This is a genomic window from Corallococcus sp. AB030, from assembly GCF_003668965.1.
Classification (GTDB): domain Bacteria; phylum Myxococcota; class Myxococcia; order Myxococcales; family Myxococcaceae; genus Corallococcus; species Corallococcus exiguus.
In genome coordinates this window covers 84285-107376 of record NZ_RAWQ01000006.1, presented here as the reverse complement: position 1 = coordinate 107376, position 23092 = coordinate 84285, and the positions used below count along the sequence as shown (strand labels likewise).

At 70.4% G+C, this 23092-nt stretch carries 19 protein-coding genes; 9 read left to right on the top strand and 10 right to left on the bottom strand.

Annotation, left to right across the window (positions count from 1 at the left end; genetic code table 11):
* Positions 1-110 precede the first annotated feature (110 nt).
* Positions 111-1718: a molecular chaperone DnaK gene (gene dnaK / locus D7Y15_RS03145; protein WP_120579323.1), complete on the bottom strand. Its 1608-nt coding sequence runs from the start codon at positions 1716-1718 to the stop codon at positions 111-113.
* 214 nt (positions 1719-1932) lie between these two features.
* Between dnaK and D7Y15_RS03140 the strand changes: the two genes are divergently transcribed.
* A complete protein-coding gene (locus tag D7Y15_RS03140; RefSeq protein ID WP_121751658.1) occupies positions 1933-2766 on the top strand; it encodes a class II glutamine amidotransferase in 834 nt (277 codons plus the stop codon).
* Positions 2767-2775: 9 nt separating this feature from the next.
* Here the strand turns inward: D7Y15_RS03140 and mrtX are convergent, their stop codons facing one another.
* The 3 genes from mrtX to polX are packed head-to-tail and all read right to left on the bottom strand — an operon-like array spanning position 2776 to position 5871.
* A complete protein-coding gene (gene mrtX / locus D7Y15_RS03135) occupies positions 2776-3501 on the bottom strand; it encodes a myxosortase MrtX (RefSeq protein WP_121751657.1) in 726 nt (241 codons plus the stop codon).
* Positions 3498-4103 carry a serine protease gene (locus tag D7Y15_RS03130; RefSeq protein ID WP_121751656.1) on the bottom strand — a complete coding sequence of 202 codons (606 nt, stop codon included), beginning with the start codon at positions 4101-4103 and terminating at the stop codon, positions 3498-3500. The genes mrtX and D7Y15_RS03130 overlap by 4 nt, the downstream gene beginning before the upstream one ends.
* Before the next feature lie 19 nt (positions 4104-4122).
* Positions 4123-5871, bottom strand: coding sequence for a DNA polymerase/3'-5' exonuclease PolX (polX, locus tag D7Y15_RS03125; protein ID WP_172814057.1), 1749 nt, complete (start codon positions 5869-5871; stop codon positions 4123-4125).
* A gap of 78 nt (positions 5872-5949) precedes the next feature.
* Here polX and D7Y15_RS03120 point away from each other — a divergent pair, with 78 nt between their 5' ends.
* The 7 genes from D7Y15_RS03120 (at position 5950) to eutB (ending at position 14875) form a co-directional block, all read left to right on the top strand.
* Complete coding sequence (locus D7Y15_RS03120; RefSeq protein WP_120579317.1) at positions 5950-6264, top strand: Rieske 2Fe-2S domain-containing protein; 315 nt, start codon at positions 5950-5952, stop codon at positions 6262-6264.
* A 182-nt stretch (positions 6265-6446) separates the two neighbouring features.
* The gene (locus D7Y15_RS03115) at positions 6447-6944 is read left to right on the top strand and encodes a molybdenum cofactor biosynthesis protein B (RefSeq protein WP_172809273.1); all 498 of its coding nucleotides are present in this window, start codon (positions 6447-6449) and stop codon (positions 6942-6944) included.
* A 13-nt stretch (positions 6945-6957) separates the two neighbouring features.
* Positions 6958-7887: a TIGR02757 family protein gene (locus D7Y15_RS03110; protein WP_169820116.1), complete on the top strand. Its 930-nt coding sequence runs from the start codon at positions 6958-6960 to the stop codon at positions 7885-7887.
* A gap of 77 nt (positions 7888-7964) precedes the next feature.
* On the top strand, positions 7965-9923 hold the full coding sequence (locus D7Y15_RS03105; RefSeq protein WP_120579315.1) for a hybrid sensor histidine kinase/response regulator: 1959 nt from the start codon (positions 7965-7967) through the stop codon (positions 9921-9923).
* Positions 9920-11074 carry a dienelactone hydrolase family protein gene (locus D7Y15_RS03100; protein ID WP_120579314.1) on the top strand — a complete coding sequence of 385 codons (1155 nt, stop codon included), beginning with the start codon at positions 9920-9922 and terminating at the stop codon, positions 11072-11074. The genes D7Y15_RS03105 and D7Y15_RS03100 overlap by 4 nt, the downstream gene beginning before the upstream one ends.
* Positions 11075-11118: 44 nt before the next feature.
* Positions 11119-12513 carry a hypothetical protein gene (locus D7Y15_RS03095; RefSeq protein ID WP_121751654.1) on the top strand — a complete coding sequence of 465 codons (1395 nt, stop codon included), beginning with the start codon at positions 11119-11121 and terminating at the stop codon, positions 12511-12513.
* 124 nt (positions 12514-12637) lie between these two features.
* On the top strand, positions 12638-14875 hold the full coding sequence (eutB, locus tag D7Y15_RS03090; RefSeq protein ID WP_121751653.1) for an ethanolamine ammonia-lyase subunit EutB: 2238 nt from the start codon (positions 12638-12640) through the stop codon (positions 14873-14875).
* Between the two features lie 44 nt (positions 14876-14919).
* On the opposite strand, the gene D7Y15_RS03085 is transcribed toward eutB, so the two are convergent.
* The 5 genes from D7Y15_RS03085 to D7Y15_RS03065 all read right to left on the bottom strand — a co-directional run bounded on the left by D7Y15_RS03085 (position 14920) and on the right by D7Y15_RS03065 (position 20394).
* Positions 14920-15177 (bottom strand): hypothetical protein, encoded by a 258-nt coding sequence (locus D7Y15_RS03085; protein WP_126935571.1) that lies wholly within the window; start codon positions 15175-15177, stop codon positions 14920-14922.
* A 113-nt stretch (positions 15178-15290) separates the two neighbouring features.
* Positions 15291-16778: an NAD(P)/FAD-dependent oxidoreductase gene (locus D7Y15_RS03080; RefSeq protein WP_121751651.1), complete on the bottom strand. Its 1488-nt coding sequence runs from the start codon at positions 16776-16778 to the stop codon at positions 15291-15293.
* Between the two features lie 191 nt (positions 16779-16969).
* Positions 16970-17725, bottom strand: a complete 756-nt coding sequence (locus tag D7Y15_RS03075; RefSeq protein ID WP_121751650.1) for an energy transducer TonB — start codon at positions 17723-17725, stop codon at positions 16970-16972.
* A gap of 117 nt (positions 17726-17842) precedes the next feature.
* Positions 17843-18568: a response regulator transcription factor gene (locus D7Y15_RS03070; protein ID WP_121751649.1), complete on the bottom strand. Its 726-nt coding sequence runs from the start codon at positions 18566-18568 to the stop codon at positions 17843-17845.
* A complete protein-coding gene (locus tag D7Y15_RS03065) occupies positions 18565-20394 on the bottom strand; it encodes a HAMP domain-containing sensor histidine kinase (RefSeq protein WP_121751648.1) in 1830 nt (609 codons plus the stop codon). Before D7Y15_RS03065 ends, D7Y15_RS03070 begins: the two co-directional genes overlap by 4 nt.
* A gap of 116 nt (positions 20395-20510) precedes the next feature.
* On the opposite strand from D7Y15_RS03065, the gene D7Y15_RS45535 reads away from it, so the two are divergent.
* Positions 20511-21950 (top strand): hypothetical protein, encoded by a 1440-nt coding sequence (locus tag D7Y15_RS45535; RefSeq protein WP_233604811.1) that lies wholly within the window; start codon positions 20511-20513, stop codon positions 21948-21950.
* Between the two features lie 25 nt (positions 21951-21975).
* On the opposite strand, the gene D7Y15_RS03055 is transcribed toward D7Y15_RS45535, so the two are convergent.
* Positions 21976-23004 (bottom strand): lipoate--protein ligase, encoded by a 1029-nt coding sequence (locus D7Y15_RS03055; RefSeq protein WP_121751647.1) that lies wholly within the window; start codon positions 23002-23004, stop codon positions 21976-21978.
* Positions 23005-23092: the final 88 nt, after the last annotated feature.

Genomic DNA, 23092 nt, shown 5'->3' with positions numbered 1-23092 from the left:
GCCGTCACCCGGGGCAGGGCGGGCGTCGCTGGACGCGCGGGTGCCGGGGGGGCGGCGGGCCCTGGCGGCGCGCCTGAGTTCGGATCGGAAGGCTCGGACATCGGCGGTGCCTAGTTGGCCACGGCGGGCATGTCGCTGCTGTTGTGGCCGGCGAGCCGCGTGTTGCGGTTCGACTGGATCGACTGCTGGATGTCCGCCTCCGTCATGCCGGACGACAGCGTGATCGTCGTGGACGTCTTCTGGCCCGTCTCCACGTCACACGCGGACACGTTCACCAGACCGTCCGTGTTGATCTCGAACGTCACTTCGATCTTCACCTCGCCGCGATACCCGATGCGGAAGCCCGAGAACTCGAACTCGCCCAGCATCTCGCACTCCTCGGCGCGGTTGGACTCACCCTGGTACACGCGGATCTTCACCTTCTCCTGCCCGTCGCGGCTGGTGGTGAAGGTCTTCGACCGGTCGATGGGCACCGGCGTGTTCTTGTCGATGATCTTCTCCGTGTACCCACCCACGGTTCCAATCCGCAGCGTCAGCGGCGTGACGTCCACCAGGAACGTCTCCGTCTTGCTGTCCAGCAGCGCATGCGACTGGAGCGCGGCGCCCATGGCCACGACCTGATCCGGGTTGATGCCCTCCATCGGCTCCCGCTGGAAGTAGTGCTTCACCGAGTTGCGGATGATGGGCAGCCGCGTGGGCCCGCCCACCAGGATGACCGCGTCGATGTCCGCCGCCGTCAACCGCGCGCTCTGCAGCGCTTCATCGCAGACCTTGAACGTGCGCTGCACCAGGTCCATCACCATCCGGTTGAACTGGTCCTGGTTGAGCGTGTTGCGCAGGTCCATCACGTTGCCGTTGGCGTCCTGGCAGATGCCCGAGCAGAGGATGTCCGCGGTGCCGAACTGGCCCACGTCGATCTTCGCCTTCTCCGCCGCGTCCTTCAGCATCTGCAGGCAGTACTTGTTCTGCCGCAGGTCCAGGCGCGTGCGGTTGAGGAAGTCGTCCGCCATCCACGTCATGATGCGGTCGTCGAAGTCGTCGCCGCCCAGGTACGTGTCACCGGCCGTGGCCAGCACCTCGAAGACGTCCTTGCCAATCTCCAGGATGGACACGTCGAACGTGCCGCCGCCCAGGTCGTAGACGACGACGCGCTGGTTGACGTCCCGGCCAAAGCCATACGCCAGCGCCGCCGCCGTGGGCTCGTTGAGGATGCGCAGGACTTCCAGCCCCGCGATGCGGCCCGCGTCCTTCGTCGCCTGGCGCTGGTTGTCGTTGAAGTACGCGGGGACGGTGATGACCGCCTTGTGCACCTCGCGGCCCAGGTACGTCTCCGCGACGGCCTTCATCTCCTTGAGCACCAGCGCGGAGATCTCCGGCAGCGAATAGCTGCGCTCCCGCACGCCGATGCGCACCGAGTTGTTGTCGCCCTCGACGATGCGGTAGGGCATCACCGCCTGCGCCTTCTTCACCTCGTCGGAGAAGTAGTACCGGCCGATGAGGCGCTTGGCCGAGTACACCGTGTTCTCGGGGCTGGTGATGATGTTCTTCTTCGCCGCGTTGCCTACCAGCACGGACCCTTCCTCCAGGAAGGACACGCACGAGGCATGCGTCGTCTCGCCCCACTCGTTGGGGATGACCGTGGGCTGGCCTTCATGGACGACCGACACGCATGAGTACGACGTGCCCAGGTCGATGCCGATTGCGATGTCGTCCGCCATTCCGTCTCCGGTGAAGACCTGCACCCCAATTCCTCTGGGAGAGGGCTGTCGGGAAGCGCACGGAGGTTAGGCTCCACGCACTGGGGTGTCAATTCAATGCCTGATCAAATGCCAGCCATTTCAAGGGCTTAGCGCCAGAGCAGGGGAGCGGGTTCGCGGCGCTGAACCGGGGTCCCATGGACCTTATTTCTAGGGGTGAAGGGGGGAAGTCACCATGTCCGCCATCCTCGCCGCCCTGTCGTCGGACCCCAACCTCCTCCGGTGTGAGCTGCACCGGCTGGCCGGGCAGGTCGTCCTCCGCCCGGAAGCGCGCGCCAATGCCCTGGGGGTGGGCTCCTATGCCCAGGAGGAGGTCCTGCTGCGCCGCCTGGCGCCGGACCGGGACCTCACGCTGGACGACCTGGGGCCTCCACACGAATCGGAGGCTGTGCTCTTCCACTCGAACCGGCTGCCGCTGGGCCTGTCGCCCGAGGACAACACCCAGCCCTTCCGGGCCCGCCACTGGTTGTTCGCCCACCAGGGCCCAGTGCCAGACTTCGAGCCCCTGCGTGCCTTGCTGCTGTCTCGCGTGCCGGAGCACCTCCAGCGGCTGGTTCGCGGCCCCACCGACAGCGAGGTCCTCTTCGTCCTCTTCCTCACGCACCTGCGTGGGCTGGGGCGCACGGATGATCCGCGCCTGGAGCCAGCCGTCGCCGGCCGCGTGCTGCGCGACACGGTGCGCGAGGTGGAGGCCGCGTTCGTGCAGGCCGGGCAGCGGCGCATGCCCCCGCTCAACATGGTTGCCACCAATGGCGCCGTGCTGGCCGCCACCCGCCGAGGCGAGGCGCCGCTGTACTACACGCGCCTGGAGGGCAGCGCGGAGTGCGCCCACTGCGGCGTGACACCCACGACGCCGGAGACGCATCCGGAGGTGGGCGCGCACCGCCGCCGCCGCACGGTGGTGGTGGCCAGCCACGTGACGCGCACGCAGGGCTGGGTGGAGCTGCCGCAGGGCACGACGCTGACGGTGGGCGCGGACCTCCAGGTCCAGCACCTGCCGCCGGGCTGAGGAAGGCCGCTACGGACCGCCGAAGAAGGAGACCTCCAGGAAGCGCACGTAGAGGTTGCAGGCGGCGTGGAAGAGGGAGCAGCCGACGAGGGTGCCGGTGCGCTCGCGCATCCATCCGAAGAGGAGGGCGGGGAAGAACACCGCCAGCCGCCACGTCTGGAAGATGGCCAGGTGGCCCAGCGCGAAGAGGAGCGCCGTCACCCAGAAGGCGCGCCCCAGCCGAGCGCCCAGGACCACGCGCCCCTGGGGCCAGGCGTCGCGCAGGCGGGCCTGGATGTAGCCCCGGTAGAAGAACTCCTCCGGCAGGGCCACGACGAAGAGCTGATCAATCACCCACTCGCCGAAGCGCGGGGGCAGGCGCGGCTGGAAGTGGCCTTCGCCGATGATGGGCGTCAGGTGGCGCGCGAGCTCGGGCGGCAGGTGCGGCACCACCTGCACGAAGGCGGCGAAGCCCGCGAAGAACAGCGGCCCCACGATGGCGCACATCACCAGGAACAGCCGCACGTCCTGCTTCCACGCGCGCAGGGTGAGGCCGTAGTCGCGGTAGTCCTCGTCGCGCCAGCGCATGGGGATGAGCGGCAGGTAGAGGAAGCCCACCGTGGCCACCAGCTTGGGCACGCTGGTGCCTCCGGCGATGAGGAACGCCGCGATGATGCCCAGGAAGCCCAGCGCCCAGAGGCCCATCGCCTCCTGCACCGCGCTCACCTTGAACGGTGGACCCGAAGGCCGGCTCATGGCGCGTCCGCCGAGGCGAGCTCCGCCTTCACCGCGGACAGGGGCAGGGCGCGGGCACCACGGCCCCGGCGCTCGACGACGAGGCCCACCAGCCGCCCGTCCCCGTCGTACAGCGGGCTGCCGGGCGCGAGCGTCAGGTCCACGTCGAAGAACGGCGCGGGGGCGACCTTCGCCACCGCGGCCTTGGGCGTGTCCCGCTGGCCCTTCTTGCGCGCGGGCATGACCCCCACCACCCAGCGGCCCGCGAGCCCGTCCGGCACCAGCCGCACCGGCGCCGCGGGCCACGTGCCCTGGGGACCCGCCACCACCGCGACCTGGAGCGCCGCGCTGGAGAGCACCACGCGCGCCGTCAGCGCGTTGCCCGCGAGCATCACCTGGGCGGAGTCGGGGCCCACGTGCGACACGGCGGTGAGCACCTGGCCGTCGGCGCCCACGATGATGCCGGGGCCCGCGTTCAGGGGACCGCGCACGCGCACGGACGAGCGGGCGTGCAGCTCCAGCACGCGCTGGAGGTCGGCGCGCGACGGACGGGCCTCCGCGCTGGCCCGCGAGGGCAGGGCCAGGAGGAGACAGAGGAGGACGGGGAGGACCGGGCGGAACATCTTCGCGCCCGGAAGCCTATCAGCGCTCCCGCAGGGCGGCGAGGAAGCTCTCCGCGGACCGGGTGTTGAGGATGTCCTTCTTCCTCGCCCAGCCCCGGCGCGCAGTGGCCACCGCGAAGGCCAGGTTCTTCAGGTCGTCCTGACGGTGCGCGTCGCAGCTCACCACCAGCTTCACCCCGAGCCCCACGGCCTGCCGCACGTACTCGGACTTGATGTCCAGGCGCGCGGGCTTGCCGTTGATCTCCACCGCGACGCCGCGCTCCCGGGCGCGCTCCAGCACTTCTTCCATGCGCAGCGCGTACGGCTCGCGGCTCTGGATGAGGCGGCCAGTGGGGTGTCCCAGGATGTGCAGGTGCGGGTTGTCCAGCGCGGCCAGCACCCGGCGCGTCATCTGGTCCTCGTCCATGGAGTGGCGCACGTGGATGGACGCGATGACGACCTCCAGCTGCTCCAGCACGCTGTCCGCGTAGTCCAGGGCCCCCGACTCCAGGATGTCCACCTCGATGCCCTTGAGCAGCCGCATGCCGGGCACCGCCGCGTTCACGCGGTCGATCTCCTCCCACTGCCGCTTGAGGTCGTCCACCTTGAGGCCGCCCGCGTGGATGGCCGCCTCGCTGTGCTCGGTGATGGTGAGGTACTTGAGCCCCAGGGCCTGGGCCGCGCGCGCCATCTCCTCCAGCGTGTTGCGGCCGTCGGACCAGGTGCTGTGCGCGTGCACCGCGCCCTGCACGTCCTCCAGCGTCACCAGGTCCTCCGGCAGCTTCCCGGCCCTGGCGGCCTCCACCTCGCCGTTGTCCTCGCGCAGCTCCGGCGGCACCTCCTGCATGTCCAGCAGCCGGTACAGCGTCGCCTCGTCGGGGACGGGGACCTTGGTGCCGTCCTCGCGGTGCACGCCCCACTCGGAAATCTTGAGGCCCTTCTCGTGGCCCAGGTTGCGCAGCCGGATGTGGTGCGCCTTGGAGCCGGTGAAGTGGTGCAGCGCGGTGGCGAAGTCCTCGTCCGGCAGCACGCGCAGGTCCACCTGGAGGTCGCCCTGCACCATGCGCACGGAGCACTTGCTTTCGCCCTTGCCAATCACCGTGGCCACGCCCGGCGCGTTCGCGAGCGCGTCCAGCACCGGCCCTGCTTCCTTCGCGGAGGCGATGAGGTCCACGTCGGACACCGTCTCCGCGCGACGGCGCACGCTGCCGCCCAGGCTTGCTCGCACCACGCCTGGGGCCTGGCGGATCCGCTCCAGCAGGCCCTCCGCGATGGGGAGCGCGTCACCCAGCAGCTTTCTTTCGCCGCGAGCGCGCCGGTACACGGCGATGCCGTCCAGGAGCTTCGCCTCGCTCTTGGCGCCAAAGCCCTTGAGCGCGCGCACGCGGCCGTCGCGGCAGGCGAGCTCCAGGTCCTCGATGCTGCCCACCTGGAGCGTGCTCCACAGGGCCGCCACCTTCTTCGGCCCCACGTCCGGCAGCTTCATCAGCTCCAGCAGGCCGGCGGGGAACTGGGCCTTCAGCTCCTCGAACGCCGTCATGCGGCCGGTCGTCACCAGCTCGGTGAGCTTCTCGGCGAGCCCCGGGCCGATGCCCTGGAGCTCCTGCAGGCGGCCCTCGGTGACGATGGCGCCCAGGTCCTGCGGCAGGTTCGCGATGCGGTCCGCGCCAATGTCGTAGGCGCGGACGCGGAAGCCGCTCTGCCCCTGGAGCTGGAGCAGGAGGGACATGTCCCGGAGGAGCTGGGCAACGGCCGCCTTGTCGGTGAGCACGGCGATGGAGGGTGTCACGTCAGGAGTCACGGTCGGGAAATTAATGCCGGGGGAACGGGGGTGCAGGCCCGGACGGGTTGTGGGAAAAGGAACGCAATGACGAAGATCAAGCTGGGCCCCGCGGACTTCGCCGAGAGGGAGATGCGGGGCTACGAAATCGGCAAGCGCAACGTCTGCATCGCGAAGATCCAGGGCCGTTACAAGGGCCTTGATGACTGGTGCAACCACGCCGGATGTCTGCTGTCGGGCGGACGCATCGAGGACAACATGGTCGTGTGCCCCTGCCATGAGGTCGGCTTCGACATGGACTCGGGAAAGAACGCGACTTCGCCCGGCGTCTGTGATGACCAGCCGACGGTGCAGCTCACGGTCGAGGACGGAACGCTCGTCGTCGACCTGCCCGACGTTTGAGCCTTCCCTCTTCAGGAGCGTCCACCATGGGACACGACGGACACGATCACGACCATGACCACGGTCATGGCCATCACCCCCCCCACGGTCATTCGCATGACCACGGCCACGGTCATTCGCACGACCACGGTCATGACCACGGCCACTCGCACGACCACGGGCACTCGCACGAGGGCTCCCCGGTGGCGGCGGAGCACAAGTCGCGCGCGCCGGTACATGTCAGCGCGTACGTGGTGACGTGCTCGGACAGCCGGGACGAAGCGCACGACGGCAGCGGGAAGGACCTGCGCGAGGGTCTGGCCGCCGCGGGGCACACCGTCGCCGGGCACACGGTGGTGAAGGATGAGCCGGAGGCCATCCGGGGCGCGCTCGCGCAGGCGCAGGCGGCGGGGGCCCGCGCGGTGCTCTTCACGGGAGGCACGGGCATTGGCCGGCGCGACTGCACGGTGGAGACGCTGCGCGCGCTCTTCGAAAAAGAGCTGCCCGGCTTCGGTGAGCTGTTCCGCATGCTGTCGTTCCAGCGCATCGGCAGCCCCGCGATGATGTCGCGCGCCACGGCGGGCACGTACCAGGGGATGATCCTCTTCGCGCTGCCGGGCTCGCCGCAGGCGGTGCGGCTGGCACTGGACGCGCTCATCCTCCCGGAGCTGGGCCACGCGGTGCGCGAGCTCACGCGTTAGGACTGGACGCGTGATGAAGAAGCGCCGTGTCGCGCACACCGGCTTGAGCACCCAGGCGGCCGACCTCCTGCGTCCCCGCCTGGATGCCTTCCTGGCCTCAACGGACCAGAAGGCGCGCATCGGGTTCGACCCGGTGGAGTTTCCCCACCGCTACACGGATCCACGCGATGTGGAGGTCAGCGCGCTGCTCGCGGCGGCGCTGGCCTACGGGCGCGCGGACCTCTTCCGCCCGAAGGTGGACGCGCTCCTGAAGCAGATGGGGCCGTCACCCGCGGCCTTCGTGCGTGCGCTGGACGTGAAGGGCGCGAAGGCGCTGCTCACGGGCTTCGTGTACCGCTTCAACGTGGGCACCGACCTCGCGGTGCTGCTGCTGGGCATGGGCCGCGCGCTGCGCGAGCACGGCAGCCTGGAGGCCCTGTTCGCGCGGGGCTTCCAGGCGAGCGGCACGCTGCACGGGGCGATTTCAGCCTTCACCGCCGCGCTGCGGGACGTGCCCATGGGCGCGCTCCGCAAGGCCATGGGACCAGAGAAGGGGCTGCATCACCTGCTGCCCTCGCCGCTGGGGCCGGGCGCGGCGAAGCGCCTCAACCTGTACCTGCGGTGGATGGTTCGCGGACCTGACGCGGTGGACTTCGGCATCTGGAAGCAGGTGCCCGCGTCAGCACTGCTGGTCCCACTGGACACGCACATCGGACGCATGGCGCTCCACCTGGGCCTCACGCAGCGCACCGACCTCACCTGGCGTACGGCGGAGGAGGTGACGGCATCGCTGCGGGCGCTCGATCCCGAGGACCCCGTCCGCTACGACTTTGCTTTGTGCCACTACGGAATGAGTGGCGCCTGCCCGGCGAAGACGCTGCCCCAGCACTGTGAGCGTTGTTCGCTCCTACCTTCCTGCAAGGTAGGCCCCCAAGTCATCGCGCGCGGTTCACTGCAATTCTGAGTCCCACCCGACCCGGAAATGGGCTACGGGCAGTCCGCGCGGCCCCGCGTTGACGGGTTGGCGCGGTCAAGGCTGCAATGCGGTCGGGCGACGCGGGAAAATTGATCCTGCGGGGCACGAGGAGCGACGCGGTGCACGCAATGCTGGTGGCGGTTCCAGCCCCGGTGGCCCAGGACGTGGAGCGCGACCTTTGCGCCACGGCCGAGGGGCGTGCCTGTCGAGTGATCCGCGTGGAGTCCCCGCCGGAGCCGCTGCCCGAAGGACTCCTCGTTCTCTGGGACCACGGCGGTCCGCTGGAGGCCGTGAAGGCGCGCTGCCAGTGGGCACACGCGCGGCGGCTGCCGACGCGGACCTGGCTGGTCGTGCTGACGAAGCGCGAGGGCGAGGAGGCGGAGGCGCTGGTGGCCGCGGGCGCGGACGAGTGCGTGGCGCCGCCCGGCACGCGCTGGGGCGCGAGGCTCGTGGCGCTGCGGCGCAGATCCGCGGACGGGGACGCGCAGGCGCTCCGGCGAGCGCGCGACATGTTCCAGGGCGCGCTGGACGCGGTGCCGGAGCCGCTGTTCATCAAGGACCGTGAGCACCGGCTCGTGGCGGTGAACGGCGCCTACTGCCGCCTGCTGGATCAATCCGCTGAAGCGCTGCGGGGCACGGTCTCCTCGGCGCAGGTGCCACCGCACGAGGCGGAGGCGTCATGGCGCCAGGACGAGCGTGCCTTCACCACCGGGCAGACCGTGGAGGACGAGGGCTCCTTCACCGACGCCAAGGGCCGCTCGCACGAGGTGCTCACGCAGCGGGCCGCGTACATGCTGCCCAACGGCGAGCGCTTCCTCGTGGGGCTGGTGCGCGACGTCACCGAGCGCTCCCGCCAGGAGACGCAGCGGCGCCTGGCGGAGCGGATGACGTCCGTGGGTACGCTGGCCGCGGGCGTCGCGCATGAAATCAACAACCCGCTCTCCTACGTGACCTCCAACCTGGCCTACCTCTGGGAGCGCGTCGCGCAGCCGGTGCTTCCGGTGCCGACCGAGCAACTGGAGGAGCTGCGGCAGGTGGTGGCGGAGGCGCTGGAGGGCGCGGGGCGGGTGCGCTCCATCGTGCGCGACCTGCGGACGTTCTCGCGCACGGAGGAGGAGCAGCACGGGCCGGTGGATGTTCGGCGCGCGGTGGAGAACGCGGTCAAGCTGATGCGCGACGACCTCCAGCACCGCGCGTGCATGGCGTGCGACCTGGAGCCGGTGGCCGCGGTGCATGGCAACGAAGGCCGGCTGGCGCAGGTCGTCACGGGCCTGCTGACGAACGCGCTCCAGGCCTTCGGCGATAGGGCTCCGGAGGAGAACCTGATCAAGCTGCGCGTGCGTCCGGGCCGCGAGGGCCACGTGCTCATCGAGGTGGAGGACAACGGGCACGGGATGCCCGCGGAGGTGCGCCAGCGCATCTTCGACCCGTTCTTCACCACGCGCTCGCCCAAGGGCGGCACGGGCCTGGGCCTGTCCATCTGCCTCACGCTGGTGCACGCGATGGGCGGCCACATCGAGGTGGCCAGCGAAGAGGGGCAGGGCAGCCTCTTCCGCGTGGAGCTGCCGGCGCTCACGTTGCCGCCCGAAGCGCTCAAATCCGCGCAGGCCACCCCGGCCGTGACGGAGGCGCCCCCGTCGCAGTCGGTGCGCACGACGCGAGACCTGCGCCGGTTGCTGCTCATCGACGACGAGCCCGCGGTGGGCAGCGCGGTGAGCCGCCTCTTGCGCAACCTCTACGAGGTGCACGTCATCCAGGACGCACGCGAGGCCCTGAAGCGTCTGTCGCACGGCGAGAAGTTCGACGCCATCATCTGCGACCTGATGATGCCGGGCATGAGCGGCATGGACTTCCTGGTGGAGCTGGAGCGGCTGGCGCCGGAGCTGGCGCCGCGCACCGGCCTGATGACGGGCGGGGTGAACCCGCTGGCCCGCGAGTTCGTGGGCCGCCGCGCGAGAGAGTTGCTGGAGAAGCCCTTCGAGCGCGACCAGCTGTGCACCTTCGTCGAAACGCTGATGCAATGAAGCACCGGACTCGCTGGACGCTGGGGGCCGTGCTCGCGGCCCTGTTGCTCGCGGTCGTCTTCCTGCTGCCGCCCGAGCTGCGAGGGCTGTCCTTCGTGCTGCGCGCGGCGGGCCTCCACGGCACCGCGGCCGATACCCTGGCCAGCTACGACACCCGGGCCTTTTCCGTCGCGGACCTGAGCGTGCCCACGCACCACGGGCGGGTGCGCGCGCGGCTCTACCGTCCGGACCGGCGCAAGGGCCGGCTCATCGTGCTCACCTCGGGCGTGCACGCCGCGGGCATCGACGAGCCCCGGCTGGTGAGCCTGGCGGAGAACCTGGCGATGAGCGGACATCCGGTGCTCACGCCGGAGCCCCCGGACCTGCTGCGCTACGAAATCACGCCGTGCCTGCCGGACATCATCGAGGAGACGGCGCTGTGGGCGCTGGGGCAGGAATCGCTGGCGCCAGAGGGGAAGGTGGACCTCTTCGGCATCAGCTTCTCCGGAGGACTGTCCGTCGTCGCCGCAGGCCGGCCCGCGCTGCGCGACAAGGTGGCCGCGGTGCTGTCCTTCGGGGGACACGGCGACCTGTCACGCGTGCTGTCCTTCCTGTGCACGGGTGTGCAGGCGGACGGGACGCACCGCAAGCCGCACGACTACGGCGTGGTGGTCATCCTGCTGAACGTGGCGGACCGGCTGGTGCCGCCGGAGCAGGTGGAGGCCTTGCGCGAGGGCGTCCTGAAGTTCATGCATGCGTCGCACCTGACGCTCGTGGACTCGAAGCAGGCGGAGGCCGCGTTCGCGGAGGCGCGCGCGATGGAGGCCACGTTGCCGGAGCCCGCCGCCACGCTGCTGCACCAGGTGAACACGCGTGACGTGGCCGCGCTGGGAGCCCGGTTGCTGCCCTTCGTGAAGGACTTCGCCGGGGACCCGTCGCTGTCGCCGGAGCGTTCCCCCGCGCCCCTGGCGCCGGTGTACCTGCTGCACGGGATGGACGACTCCGTCATCCCCGCCATTGAATCCACGCTGCTGGCGCGCGCGCTGGAGCCGCACACGCGCGTGCACCTGCGGCCCACGCCGCTCATCACCCACGCGGAGATGGACCGGCAGGCCAGCGCGGTGGACGCGCTGAAGATGGTGCGCTTCTGGTCGGCCCTCCTCGGCGAGTAGTGCGCCACCGCGCGACTTGACGTCCGAGCCCGGGAACGGGTGCCATGGCGGTCATGTCCGTGTCCCTCATGGTGTCGTTCGGGCTGGGTTGGCTGTTGGCGGCCGCGCCTTCGCAGGCGAAGCGAATCGTCCCGTGTACGCCGGACTCCGCAGATTGGAAGTCGGCGCGGGAGGAGTTGTCCGCGTTCGACGCGCGGATGGAGGCGCTCGCGGACGACGGCGAGGTGGTGGCGGCACAGGCCGGGATCCTGTCCCTGCTGGGCCACCGTTGCTTCCGGATTGCCCGCGAAGAGGAGGGGCTGGAAGCGCTGACCCAGAACGAGGAGGGCCCCGTGCCCGCGCTCGCGTTGAAGACGTGGTGGCGCGACGGGGGCAAGGCGTACTTCACGTCCCATCTGGAGCTGGGCGGTCCAGGGGCGCAGACCATTGTGATTCCGCCGGACGTTCGCGACGTGCTGTCGCGCGAGGCGTCACCGAAGCATCGGCTGGCTTCCCTGCTGTGTCCCATGAAGGTGGGGGATTGCGGCGAGGAGACCGAGGCCTGGCGCGCGCGGGCGGAGAAGTCCTTCCGTCCGGAGAACCGTCGCCCCGGCACGTTCGACGAGGATGCGCAGACTCCCCCGGACTGCATGAAGGAAGCCCGGAAGCAGCCATCCCTCCATCGCTACAAGACGTGGCGAGCATGCCTGGCGCTCAGCCCGGGGGCGCGGCACGTTCTGCCCGTGCTTCCACTGGGACGCATCCGAGCGCCGACGGACGGCTGGCTGGTGATACGGGGCAGACGGGGGCATTACGCGTTCTGTGATCAGCTCGACGCCTACCACCTGGCGACGGGGACCACGTACCGCTCGAGCAGTTGCTCCAACCTGGCGTTGAAGTCCGACGGCAAGGTGGACGTGGCGGGAACGGACGCCGCACGGCAGTCCGGTGTGAGGGTGGGGCGCGTGTCGCCGGAGCGGATCCGCGAACTGGTGTGGATGCTGTTGCTGGAGCCAGAGGTGAAGGACCGGGTGCAGGTGGAGGCCGTGCGCGTGCCGGTGCCGAAGGGCCTCCGCGTCGAGTGGCCCGCGACCGATGAAGGGAGCGAGGGCGGAATCGCCGGTGGGGTCTTCGGAGGATCCACGGCGCAGACGACCTTGAGCTGGAAGTGGTTTCCTCCCGGGGGCGCGGAGCCCATGTCTGGCGATTTCAGGTTTCCCTACTCATGGGCTCCCGGCGAGGACCACGCGAACGTGCTCATGACCGAAGCCGAAGCCACGTTGCAGGAGGGCTGCCCGGCATTGCCCGTTCCGGTCCGGGAGCTCGACTTCACGCGAGGGCCCGGCGTCAATCGCGTCGACGCACCCGAGGGCGTGTCGAAGGTCCAGGACGCGCGGGTGGACGCGCTGCTCACCTGGAAGCCCGCGGCGGGATGCGTCCCGGGCAAGAACGGCGGGTGAGCTTCAGCGCGCTAACGATTGCAACACCAAGCATCGCGGAGGGCAGGCGTCCGGGCGTCACGCAGGCGACACGGCCTTCGGGGGATGGTGGCGCGGTGGGGGCGCCGGTTAAAGCTCTCGCCCCATGAGCGTCTGTCTCCCCGACGTCCTCCCCCACGAAGATGTCATCGACTACGTGCAGCGCCTGTGCGGCGGCTTCGATGCGCGCCTGTATCAGCAGGTGTTGGGCGCTGCGAATGCGTTCAAGGAAGGCGACGAGGCCATCGGCGTCGCGGCTGCGGACGAGGCTTCGCGGCGCAACGCGCGGACCCTGTTGTCGCGCACGCAGCTGGACGACCTGCACGCGCATCCTCCGTTCGAGGACCGGCTGTATGTCTTCAACCTGGAGGCGTGGGACGCGGCGCGCTGGAAGCGCGTGGCGGACTGGACGCTGGGCCAGCTCAAGGACTTCCTGCTCACCGCGCCGGAGCCCCAGGTGCATGACGTCCTGGACGGGCTGCCCAGCGACGTCATCGCGTGCGTCGTGAAGCTGATGGACGACGCGGAGCTGAAGACAGTCGGTGGGCGCATCTTCCATCCGTTGCCGGGCAGCCGCGTGGGCGCGAAGGGCTATCTGGGTGCGCGCTTGCAGCCCAACTCGCCCACGGATCATCCGGAGGACATCTGCTGGCAGGTCCTCAACGGGTGGTCCTTCGCGGTGGGCGACGTGGTGCTGGGGACGAACCCGGTGTCGTCGGAAGTCGCGTCGGTGGCCGCGGTGGAGTCCGCGCTGCACGACGTGCTGGTGACGTTCGGGTTGGAAGAGGTGATGCCTCACTGCGTGCTCTCGCACATCGACGTGCAGGCGCAGGTGGAGGCAATGCGGCCGGGCACCACGGGCATCTGGTTCCAGAGCCTGGGTGGAAACGAAGCGGCCAACCGCACCTTCGACGTGACGCTGGAGAAGATGGTGGCGCACGCGGCGTCGCGCACCGGCAAGTGGGGCCTGTACTTCGAGACGGGGCAGGGGGCGGACGCGACGAACGGGCACCACCACGGCACGGACATGCTCATCCACGAGTCGCGCAAGTACGGCTTCGCGCGAGCGCTCAAACGCCGCGTGGCCCTGGCGCAGGCGGGGACGGGGCGGGACGCGGCGCCGTGGGTGCACGTCAACGACGTGGCGGGCTTCATTGGCCCGGAGGTGTTCCGCACGCGCGAGCAGTTGGTGCGTTGCTGCCTGGAAGACATCGTGATGGGCAAGCTGCACGGCCTCACGCTGGGCCTGGACGTGTGCTCCACGCTGCACATGGACGTCACGCTGGATGACCTGGGCTGGTGCCAGGAGCAGCTCGCGGAGGCAGGGCCCGCGTACATGATGTCGCTGCCCACGCGGAATGATCCGATGCTCAGCTACCTCACCACGTCCTTCCAGGACCACGTGCGGCTGCGCGAGCGGTACGGCCTGAAGGTGGACGACCGGATGTGGGCCTTCTTCCATCGCCTGGGCGTCATCGACGCGGACGGCCGGCCCACGAAGCACTTCGGCGACCCGGCCCACGTCTACGTGCACTTCCGACGGGCCAAGGGCGACACGCGTCCGGAGGCGGAGCTGCGGGCGGAGGCGGAAGTGAAGATGGCGGAGGTGCGCGCCCGGGGCGTGCCGCTCGCGGTGGGGCACGGCGAGGCGCCCTGGACGCTGGAGCCCACGCTGGAGCGGGAGGTGCGCGGTCTCTACGACGACGGCAAGGTGGGGTTGTGGTCGGAGCTGTCCGACGCGGCGGTGGAGTCCATCCCGCGCGCGGCGTGGCTCAAGACGCGCTCCCTGGACCGTCGCGACTACATCCTGCACCCGCCGTCCGGCGAGTCTCTGGACGAGGCCTCGGAGGCGAAGGTGCGTGCGCTGCGCGACCAGCACGCGGGCCGGTATGACGCGCAGGTGGTCATCTCGGACGGGCTGGATCCGCGCTCGCTGATGGACGAGGGCCACCTGGCGCCGTTCCTGGCGCGGCTGCGCTCGGAGTTGGAGGCGACGGGCTGGAGGGTGGCGCCGGAGGTGCTGGTGGTGAAGCACGGCCGGGTACGCGCGGGCTACCAGGTGGGCCAGCTGCTGTTCGGCGCGGAAGGGGACCCACGTCCGCGCGCCCTGGTGCATGTGATTGGCGAGCGCCCTGGCTCCGGGCACCACGCCTTCTCCGCGTACCTCACGGCGCCGGACGCGGACACCTGGGCGAAGCCGGGAGCGGTGGACCACGACCGCACCCGGCTCATCGCCGGCATCTCGGACACCAGCGTCCGGCCGGAGGACGCCGCCGTGGAGTTGGCGCGGATCCTCGCGGAGACGCGGACTTCAACCGCCCCCGTGGTGTCGGGGGTGGCCTAGTTACGTGCGTCTGTCTTTGTCACGCGACCGATGACGTCAGCGGCTCAGCACTCCTGGATGTACTCCGAGTAGACCGACCGGCCGCCCCAGTAGTAGAGCCCGCCGCAGTAGCAACCAAACTCACCAATCAACTGGGTGTGCGCGGCGTCGTTGTAGTACCGGTGCAGGTTCGCGTTCGGCTCGTTGGAGCAGTCCGGAAGGGGCGCTTCCTGCGAGGCAAGGTTCGGCTCGGCCTCCTGCTCCATGGGACCGCCACAGCCCACCGCCATCGCCAGCAAACCACCGAGAATGAATGACCGCATGTGTCCTCCTTGAGGGGGACGCAAACCATATGCGGCCTGCGACTGTGCGTGAAACAGGGTGTCGCGGATTTCAGTGGAACCGTGGATGACGGGTTGCATTGTAAAACATTGCGTCAGCGCAGCGCGGCGATGCTCGCGGCGGTGCGCACGCCCCCCACCGCGGTGGCCAGGGTGCTCTGGCCCGGGAACACGGAGTCCCCCACCAACCACACGCCGCGCTGCGCCTGGAAGGGTCCCAGCACGCGGTAGTTGTTCAACCCCGCGCGACGGGGAACGCCGCCCACCGCGCCAGCCTCGCGCAACGTGAAGCGCTGGAACGTGCGCGGCGACGCCGTCATGACGTGCACCACGTTGGCCATCCACTCCGGGAGCAGCGCGTCCAGGTTCTCGCGCATCCGCGCATGGAGCCCGGCGAAGTAGGGCGCCTGCTCCTCAGGCGTCATGCCCGCGACCTTCTTCAACGGCACGTGCGTGGACACCGTCACCGTGCGCTGCCCCGGCCGTGCGCGCCCTTCGTCCGCCGCCCCGCTCACGGAGGCGAAGAGGTGGTTGCCTTCGATGAAGGGGGCTTGCTCGTCGCGCACCAGTTCGAAGTGATGCGCGCCGCCGGAGTCACCTTCGGGAGGCCGCACGACGAGGTAGAGCATCGCCGCGCCCCAGCCGTCGTCCACGCGCTCGGCGAGCGCATCCACCCGGGGAAGCCTCCCCACCGGAACATCCATCAGTGTGCGCAGCCCTTGAGGCAGAACGTTGGCCACCACATGCCGGGCGAGCAGCTCACCCCTGCGCGCCGTCACCCGCCAGCCTCCATCCACCGGCGTCACCGAGCGCACCCGGTTCGCCATGAACACGTCGCCGCCCTGGGCCGAGATGGCCTTCGTCAGCGCCGTCGCCAACCGCCCGATGCCGCCCCGCACGTGCCCCGTGCCGCGCCAGTAGTAGTCCATCGCCGCGAACGCGAACGGCGCCTCCGCCTCCGCCGCGGGGCACTGCACGGTGATCTGACAGAGCGCGTCCAGGTACGTGCGCAGCGGCGTGAAGCCCTCCAGCCCGTGATGCGCGAGCACCGCGCCCAGCGGACGACCCAGCCACCGCGCCAGCGGCGCGTAGGACCACGCGCGCCCCGCGTGCCGCATCAGCGTCTTCAGGTTCAACGGTGGCAGCAGGTCCGGGTCATCGAACAGCGGCCACAGCGCACCGGCCACCTGGGCCTGTAGTTCGAAGAACCGCCGCACGCCCCGCACGGGGGCTCCGGGCAGCGCGCAGAACGCGGCGATGAGCCGCTCCCGGTCCCGGTGCACGGGCAGCCGCATCCCCGGGGTTCGCAGCTCCACCAGGGGATCCAACCAGTCCACCGTCACGTCCAGCGCGTGCTCGCGGATCCACCGGCCGAAGAGCTGATGCTCACCGAAGCCGGAGAACAGCGTGGCGCCGGACTCGAAGGCGTAGCCACCGCGCCGGAAGGTGCTTGCGCAGCCGCCCGGGTAGTTGAGCCCTTCGCACAGCGCCACCCGGGCGCCCCGGCGGCACAACTCCAGCGCCGTGCCCAGGCCACCGAAGCCCGCACCCACCACCACCGCGTCGTACCAGGTGTCCGCCATTGCTCGGGTAAAAGGACCGGCACCGGGAGCGGGCCGGGGGAGACCCGCTCCTTCCGGTGCCGGTATCGCGCACATGGCCAGGCGCGACGGGAGTCTCCTAACGGGCCCGCACTCCCGCCGCGATTCTTTTCCCCACTCGAGGAGGAGACAGGCGTCCGGGCGCTTCCACTGGCGAACACCCGGCCCCGCGGCTACGGCATCTTCAGCCTGATGTTGAACGTGTATGACACGTTCACCGGACGGCCCTGGAACGTCAGCGGCTGATACGTCCGCGAGGAGAGGGACTCCAGCACCGCGTCATCCATGAACGGCAGGCCCTTGATGATGCGGCAGTCGCGCACCCGGCCCTCCGTGGTGATGACGCACTTCGCGATGATCATCCCCTCCACGCCCGCGCGCCGCGCCTCGAGCGTGTAGCTGAACTGCGAACCGCTCAGCATCTTCGGGGGCGTCATCCCGCCCTGGAAGGGCAGCACATCCGTGCCCGTGGGCGCGATCTGGAGCCCTGGCACGCCCACGGCGCCGATGGGGCTGGTGCTGTTCGGATCGCCGTCCGGGTCCCCCACCGGGCCGGTCTCGCCCGTGCCCGTCGCGTCGGTGGTGGCCGCCGCATCCGCGAGGGTCGTCGGCTCCGGATCCGGCTTCGCCTCCGGCGGATCCGCGGGCAGCGGCTTCGGGTTCAGCGGGATGCGGTCCGTGCGCGGCTTGGGCTTCGGCTTCGGTGCGGTCGTGGCCGGTGCCGGCTGCGCGGCGTGCTTCACGCCCTGCCGGATGGCCGGCTGATGGAAGACGATCGTCCGCTCGGGCGGCTCGACGGTCTCGGGCACGCGGCCGGAGATGAAGAACACCAGGCCCAGGAGCCCCGCGTGCACGCCGATGGACACCCACGCGCCCGTGCCGAACCGTCCCGAGCGCACTCCCCGCCGTTCGATGACCGACTCAAACATCTGACCCGCCTCCTGTTCGGGGCGGACGCTCCAGGCGTCCCGTCCCCACAAGATGCAAGGTACGAAGTCCCGCCAGTCGAAAGGCCGACAGGGCTCCATGTGTTGGTCATGGTTGCGTCATGACGGGCCGCCGCTCAGGACCTCCATGCGGTAGCCCACGCCGCGCAGCGTGTGGATGGTGAAGCCGGACGTGCTCGTCCACCCGAGCTTCTTCTTCAGGTTCGACACGAAGTTGTCCACCGTGCGCGGATCCACCACGACGTCGCGGCCCCACACCGCGTCCAGGATTTCGCCTCGGGGCAGGGCGCGGTCGCGGTGGCGCAACAGGAACGCCAGCAGGTCGAACTCCGTGCGCGTCAGGTCCACTTCACTGCCGTCCGCCCGCAGCACCGCGCGGCGGCCCAGGTCCAGCGTGAAGGCGCCAAAGGTCACCACCTGCGGCGGCGCCGTGCCCGCCCGGCGCACCAGCGCCTGCACGCGCGCGAGCAGCTCCCGCAGCCGGTAGGGCTTGGTGAGGTAGTCCTGCGCGCCGGCCTCGAAGCCGCGCACCAGGTCGTCCTCCAGCGAGCGCGCGGTGAGCATCAGCACCATGCTCTTCACGCCCTCCGCGCGCAGGCGGCGGCAGAAGCTGTAGCCGTCCTCGCCCGGCAGCATCACGTCCAGGATGAGCAGGTCGAACGCCCGCGACTTCAAGATTGGCGCCGCGTCCTTCGCGGACGGGGCGTCCGTCACGTCGTAGCCCTCGTCGCGCAGGTTGTCGCGCAGGCCCAGGCGCAGGTTGGCGTCGTCCTCGACGATGAGGATGGTCGGGCGGGTGGTGGAGGGTGGCGTCTGCGTCGTCATCTGCGCGTCTCGGGAAAGGTCAGGGCGAAGGTCGTGCCTTCGGGGCCGGAGGAGGCCACCTGGATGCTGCCCTGGTGCAGGCCCATGATTCTGCGGCACAGCGCCAGCCCCAGGCCACTTCCATGCACCTCCGGCCCGGGCGTTGTCAGACGGTAGAAGTCCTGGAACACGCGCTCCCATTCCTCCGGGGGAATGCCCACCCCGTTGTCGCTGAAGAGCACCGTGGCGCCAAAGCCCGGCTGCGGATAGGCGCGCACCGTGAGGACCACCGGGCTTCGCAGGTTGTACAGACAGGCGTTGCGGCCCAGGTTGGCGAAGAGCATCCGCACGAGCGACGCGTCCGCGTCCAGCTCCACGTCCCCCACGTCCGAGCTCAGTTCCACCGGCACGGTGACGGCGTCCATCAGGTCGTCGCGCAGGTTGCCCACCGCCTCCTCCAGCCGCACGCGCGCGGGCCTCAGCGCCCATCGCCCCTTGTCGATGCGGTTGAAGGACAGGATGTTCTCCACCAGGAAGTGCAGGCCCTCCGCGGCGCGCACGATGCGGGTGGGGTAGTCCCCCGCCTCCGGGCTCTTGCCCAGCCGGCGCTCCAGCGTCTCCCCCAGCAGGCGGATGGACGCGAGCGGCGTGCGCAGTTCGTGGGACACGGTGGAGACGAAGTCGCTCTTGAGTTCCACGAAGCGGTACTTGCGCTGCTGGGCCACCACCGCCAGCGCCGCGATGGCCGACGCGAGCGCGCCGCACGCCGCGACGAGCAGCGTCTTCAGGCCGTACCGCGCCTCGATGTCCGCCTCCGCCGCGGCCCAGCCGGGCGTGGCCACCTCCAGCCCCGGGTGCTTCAGGGGCCGCGCCACGCCGCCGGGCCCCAGCCGCACCTGGCCATCCCGGGGGATGAGGTTGCGTCCGCGCAGCTCCTGCGTCAGCTCCGACAGCAGCGCGCCCATGTCCACCGCCAGCCCGTGCACCTGCTCGGCCGCGGGCTCCACGTACCACTGCTCGGCCAGGAGCGTGGGGCCGTCCAGCGGCTCCGGCAGCACCAGGGCTCCCGCGCCGGCCTCCTGCACGCGCGCCACGAAGGCGTCGGACGGCTCCGACAAGGTGCTGCTCAACGCCACGATGCGCGCCTGGAGGAAGTTGAAGTCCGGCTGCGTGAGCTGGGCCCGGGAGCGCAGCACGTTGCGCTGCAGGCCCGCGTCCCGCGACATGCCGCCCAGCTCCTCCGGAAGGCCTTCGCGCACCAGCGCCCGGATGAGGGGCTGCGTTTCCTCGCCGCGTTGCAGGTACTCCACCATCAACAGGGTGAAGGGCAGCTCCTGATCCGGCGGCAGCGGGTGCGCCGCGTGGTAGCGCAGCAGGGACTCCACCGCCGCGTCCTTGCGCGCCTCGCTGCTGGAGGCCAGGGCCGCCTCCGCCGCGCGCAGCCGGGACAGCCGCTCCTGGTAGGGGGAGGGGGCCTGACCGTCCTCCAGCGCGTGCGCCAGCATCGTGTAGTTGGCCTGGGCCGGGACGTCCGCGCCCTCCCGGGGCCAGTCCACTCGCGGCAGGAACTGGTGGCCGCGGAAGAGCAGGTAGTAGCCCTCGGCGGGCAGCAGCGGGTCGCCCACGGCCGCGTTGAGCTTCGGCAGGTGGGACTTCATCATCTGCGCGAGCGCGGTGCGCAGGGACTCGGCGGCCAGCTGCTCCAGGGCGATGCGCCGCGAGCGCACCTGGGCGCGCGCGTCCTCACGCTCCTGGGTGAAGATGCGCTGGAGGCTCACCAGCCCCCATCCGAGGGCCAGCAGTCCGAAGCCCAGGGCGAGCAATGTGGGGAGGAGTCGGCGCAGCATTCGCGTCCCCTGGGACTGTAGCAGTGTCGACAGGTTTGCGGGCCGGGAGCCTCCAGGGTGAATAAAGTGGGGGCAGCCGGCGTCCCCACGGGTGTCTGGAGATCGGAGACGGAGTCATGGGTTCTCGATGGTGGATGGGTTTGATTGTCGGCCTGGCGACCCAGGGGGCGTTCGCGCAGACCTCGCCGGTCGCAGCGGATGACTGGGGTGATGACGGATACGCCCAGCAGTCCAACGCGGATGATTCCGGGCCCATCGCGCCCTCTCCGCCCCCTGACCTGCCCGCCGAGTCACCGACCCCCCGGCCCTATGCCGGCGCGGTCTGGACGTCCGGGCACTGGTACTGGGACGGCGACAGCTGGCAGTTCAAGTCCGGCGGCTGGGTGGAGCGCATGCCCGGCTACCAGTACGTCAACGGCTACTGGGCGCAGGACGACGACGTCTGGCGCTGGGTGTCCGGCGGCTGGGCCCAGGAGGGCTCCACCGAGGTGGAGATCCCCGTGGAGGTCGCCAGCGAGGACGTGACGGCCACCCAGGCGCCTCCGGCCCTGCGCGTGGAGTCGCCGCCCCCCGCGCCGTCCGTGGGCTACACGTGGGCTCCGGGCTACTGGTACTGGGGCGCCAACGGCTACGAGTGGGTCTCCGGCTCCTGGATGGAGCCGCCGCGTCCGGGCCTGGTGTTCGTGTCGCCGCACTGGGTGCGCCGCGGCCCGTCCTGGGCGTTCGTGGGCGGCGGGTGGGGCTACAACGGCTCGGTGCGCGTCGTCGTGCCGGTCTACCGCCACGCGCACATCTCGTTCTCCTTCGGCCGTCCGAACCTGTTCCTGCGCTCGTGGTACCGGTATCCGGGCGTGTCGTGGCGCTACTACGACTACGGGCACAGCCGTTACCGCCCGGGGCGCTACCACTACTCGCGCCCGGGGCCGTACCGGTACAACAGCCCGCGCTCGCATGACGCGTCGCCCGGGCGTTACTCGTCCAACGGTGGCCGGGGCAACAGCCGTCCCGGGCCCTACCGTCCGCAGGGCAGCGGCGTCCACTCGTCGAACAACGGCAACAGCGGCAACAGCGGTGGCTGGGGTGGTACGCGCAATCCTCCTCCCGGTGGGAACGGCACGAGCGGCGGCTCGCACCAGTCCAGCGGCGGTTGGGGTGGCGGCTCCAACCCCGGGCGCCCGTCGTCGGGTGGCGGCGCGCACCAGTCCAGCGGTGGCTCCGGCGGTTGGAATGGCGGCTCCAGCCCCGGGCGTCCGTCGTCGGGTGGTGGCTCCAGCTCCAGCCCCGGGCGTCCGTCGTCGGGTGGCGGGGGACGCTCCTCGTCCAGCAACGGCGGCGGGTGGGGCGGCGGCAGCTCCGGCCGCGTCCAGCAGACCAGCGGCGGGTCCTCCAGCAGCAACAGCGGCGGCTGGGGTGGCGGCAGCTCCGGTCGCGGCGGTGGTTCCTCCTCCTCGCGCGGCTCCAGCGGCGGCTCGTCTCACGGCTCCAGCAGCCGCGGCGGTGGCAGCGGCTGGGGTGGCGGTTCCGGCGGTGGCCACGGCGGTGGTGGCCATCGCTGAGTGAAGTGACGGCGGATGGGCCGGGTCAGACCTCGACCTGGCCCATCAGCCACGTCTCCAGCTCCGCCAGCTCGCGCTCCTGCGAGGGGTGGCGGGCGCGGACCTCGGCGACGGCCTGCTGCATCCCGTCGCGGCTGTGCGGCTTGCCGGTGAGCTCCGCCTGCAGGTCCTGCACGAGGTCCGGGTAGAGCGCATCCGAGAAGACCTGCGCGCGGGTGATGTGTCCGTTCTCCGTGTCGACGTGGACCTCGAAGAAGCCCCACGACAGGTACTCCACCATCTGGTGGCTGAAGCGGGGCGCGTTGCCGAAGCGCCAGTCCCACGACGCGTAGTGATCGAAGGTGCGCTTGAGCGACGGCTGGCTCTCCAGGAACGAGGGCTCCAGCAGCTCCGGCTCCGCGGTGGCGCCGTGGAAGTCGCAGAAGGCGCCGATCATCGCCTTCACCAGCGACTCATGGGAGGTCTCCGGCTGGAGGTCGCGGATGTTCATCACGCGCGAGCGCACCGACGCGCTGCCCTTGGACTCCAGCTTCTTCGGGTGCGGCGTGAGGTAGTTGGCCAACCGCGACAGGTTGGCGTGGATGAGGAAGGTGCCGTGATGGAAGGCGCGGTCCTTCGTCTCACGGTATGCGCTGCCGCTGATCTTCCGGGGGCCGTCCTCCAGCGGAATCACCAGGTCGTTGCGCCCGGACGCCTGCGCCGTCACGCCCAGCCGGGACAGCGCGTCCAGCAGGATGCGGACGTTCGCCGTCTTGTCGTAGCCCTCCTTCGCGGACAGGAACGTGAAGCAGGTGTTGCCCAGGTCGTGGAACACCGCGCCGCCGCCGCTGGTGCGCCGCGCGAGGAAGACCTTGTCCTCCTCCATGCGCGCGAGGTTGCACTCGGACCACGGGTTCTGGTTGCGGCCGATGACGACCGTGTTGTCGTTGCGCCAGAGGAAGAGCGTCTGGGTGGAGGGATCCAACTCGCGGAAGATCCAGTCCTCGGTCGCCAGGTTGAACCAGGGGTTGTACGTCTCCGACAGCAGGATGCGGACGCGCGGGGCTTGAGACATGGGCGCGGAGCATAACCGCCCGCCACGTGCTTGCAGGGACTTGCGCCGTCCCACGCAGGACATCCCTTCCTCCCCGGGGGCAATGGCC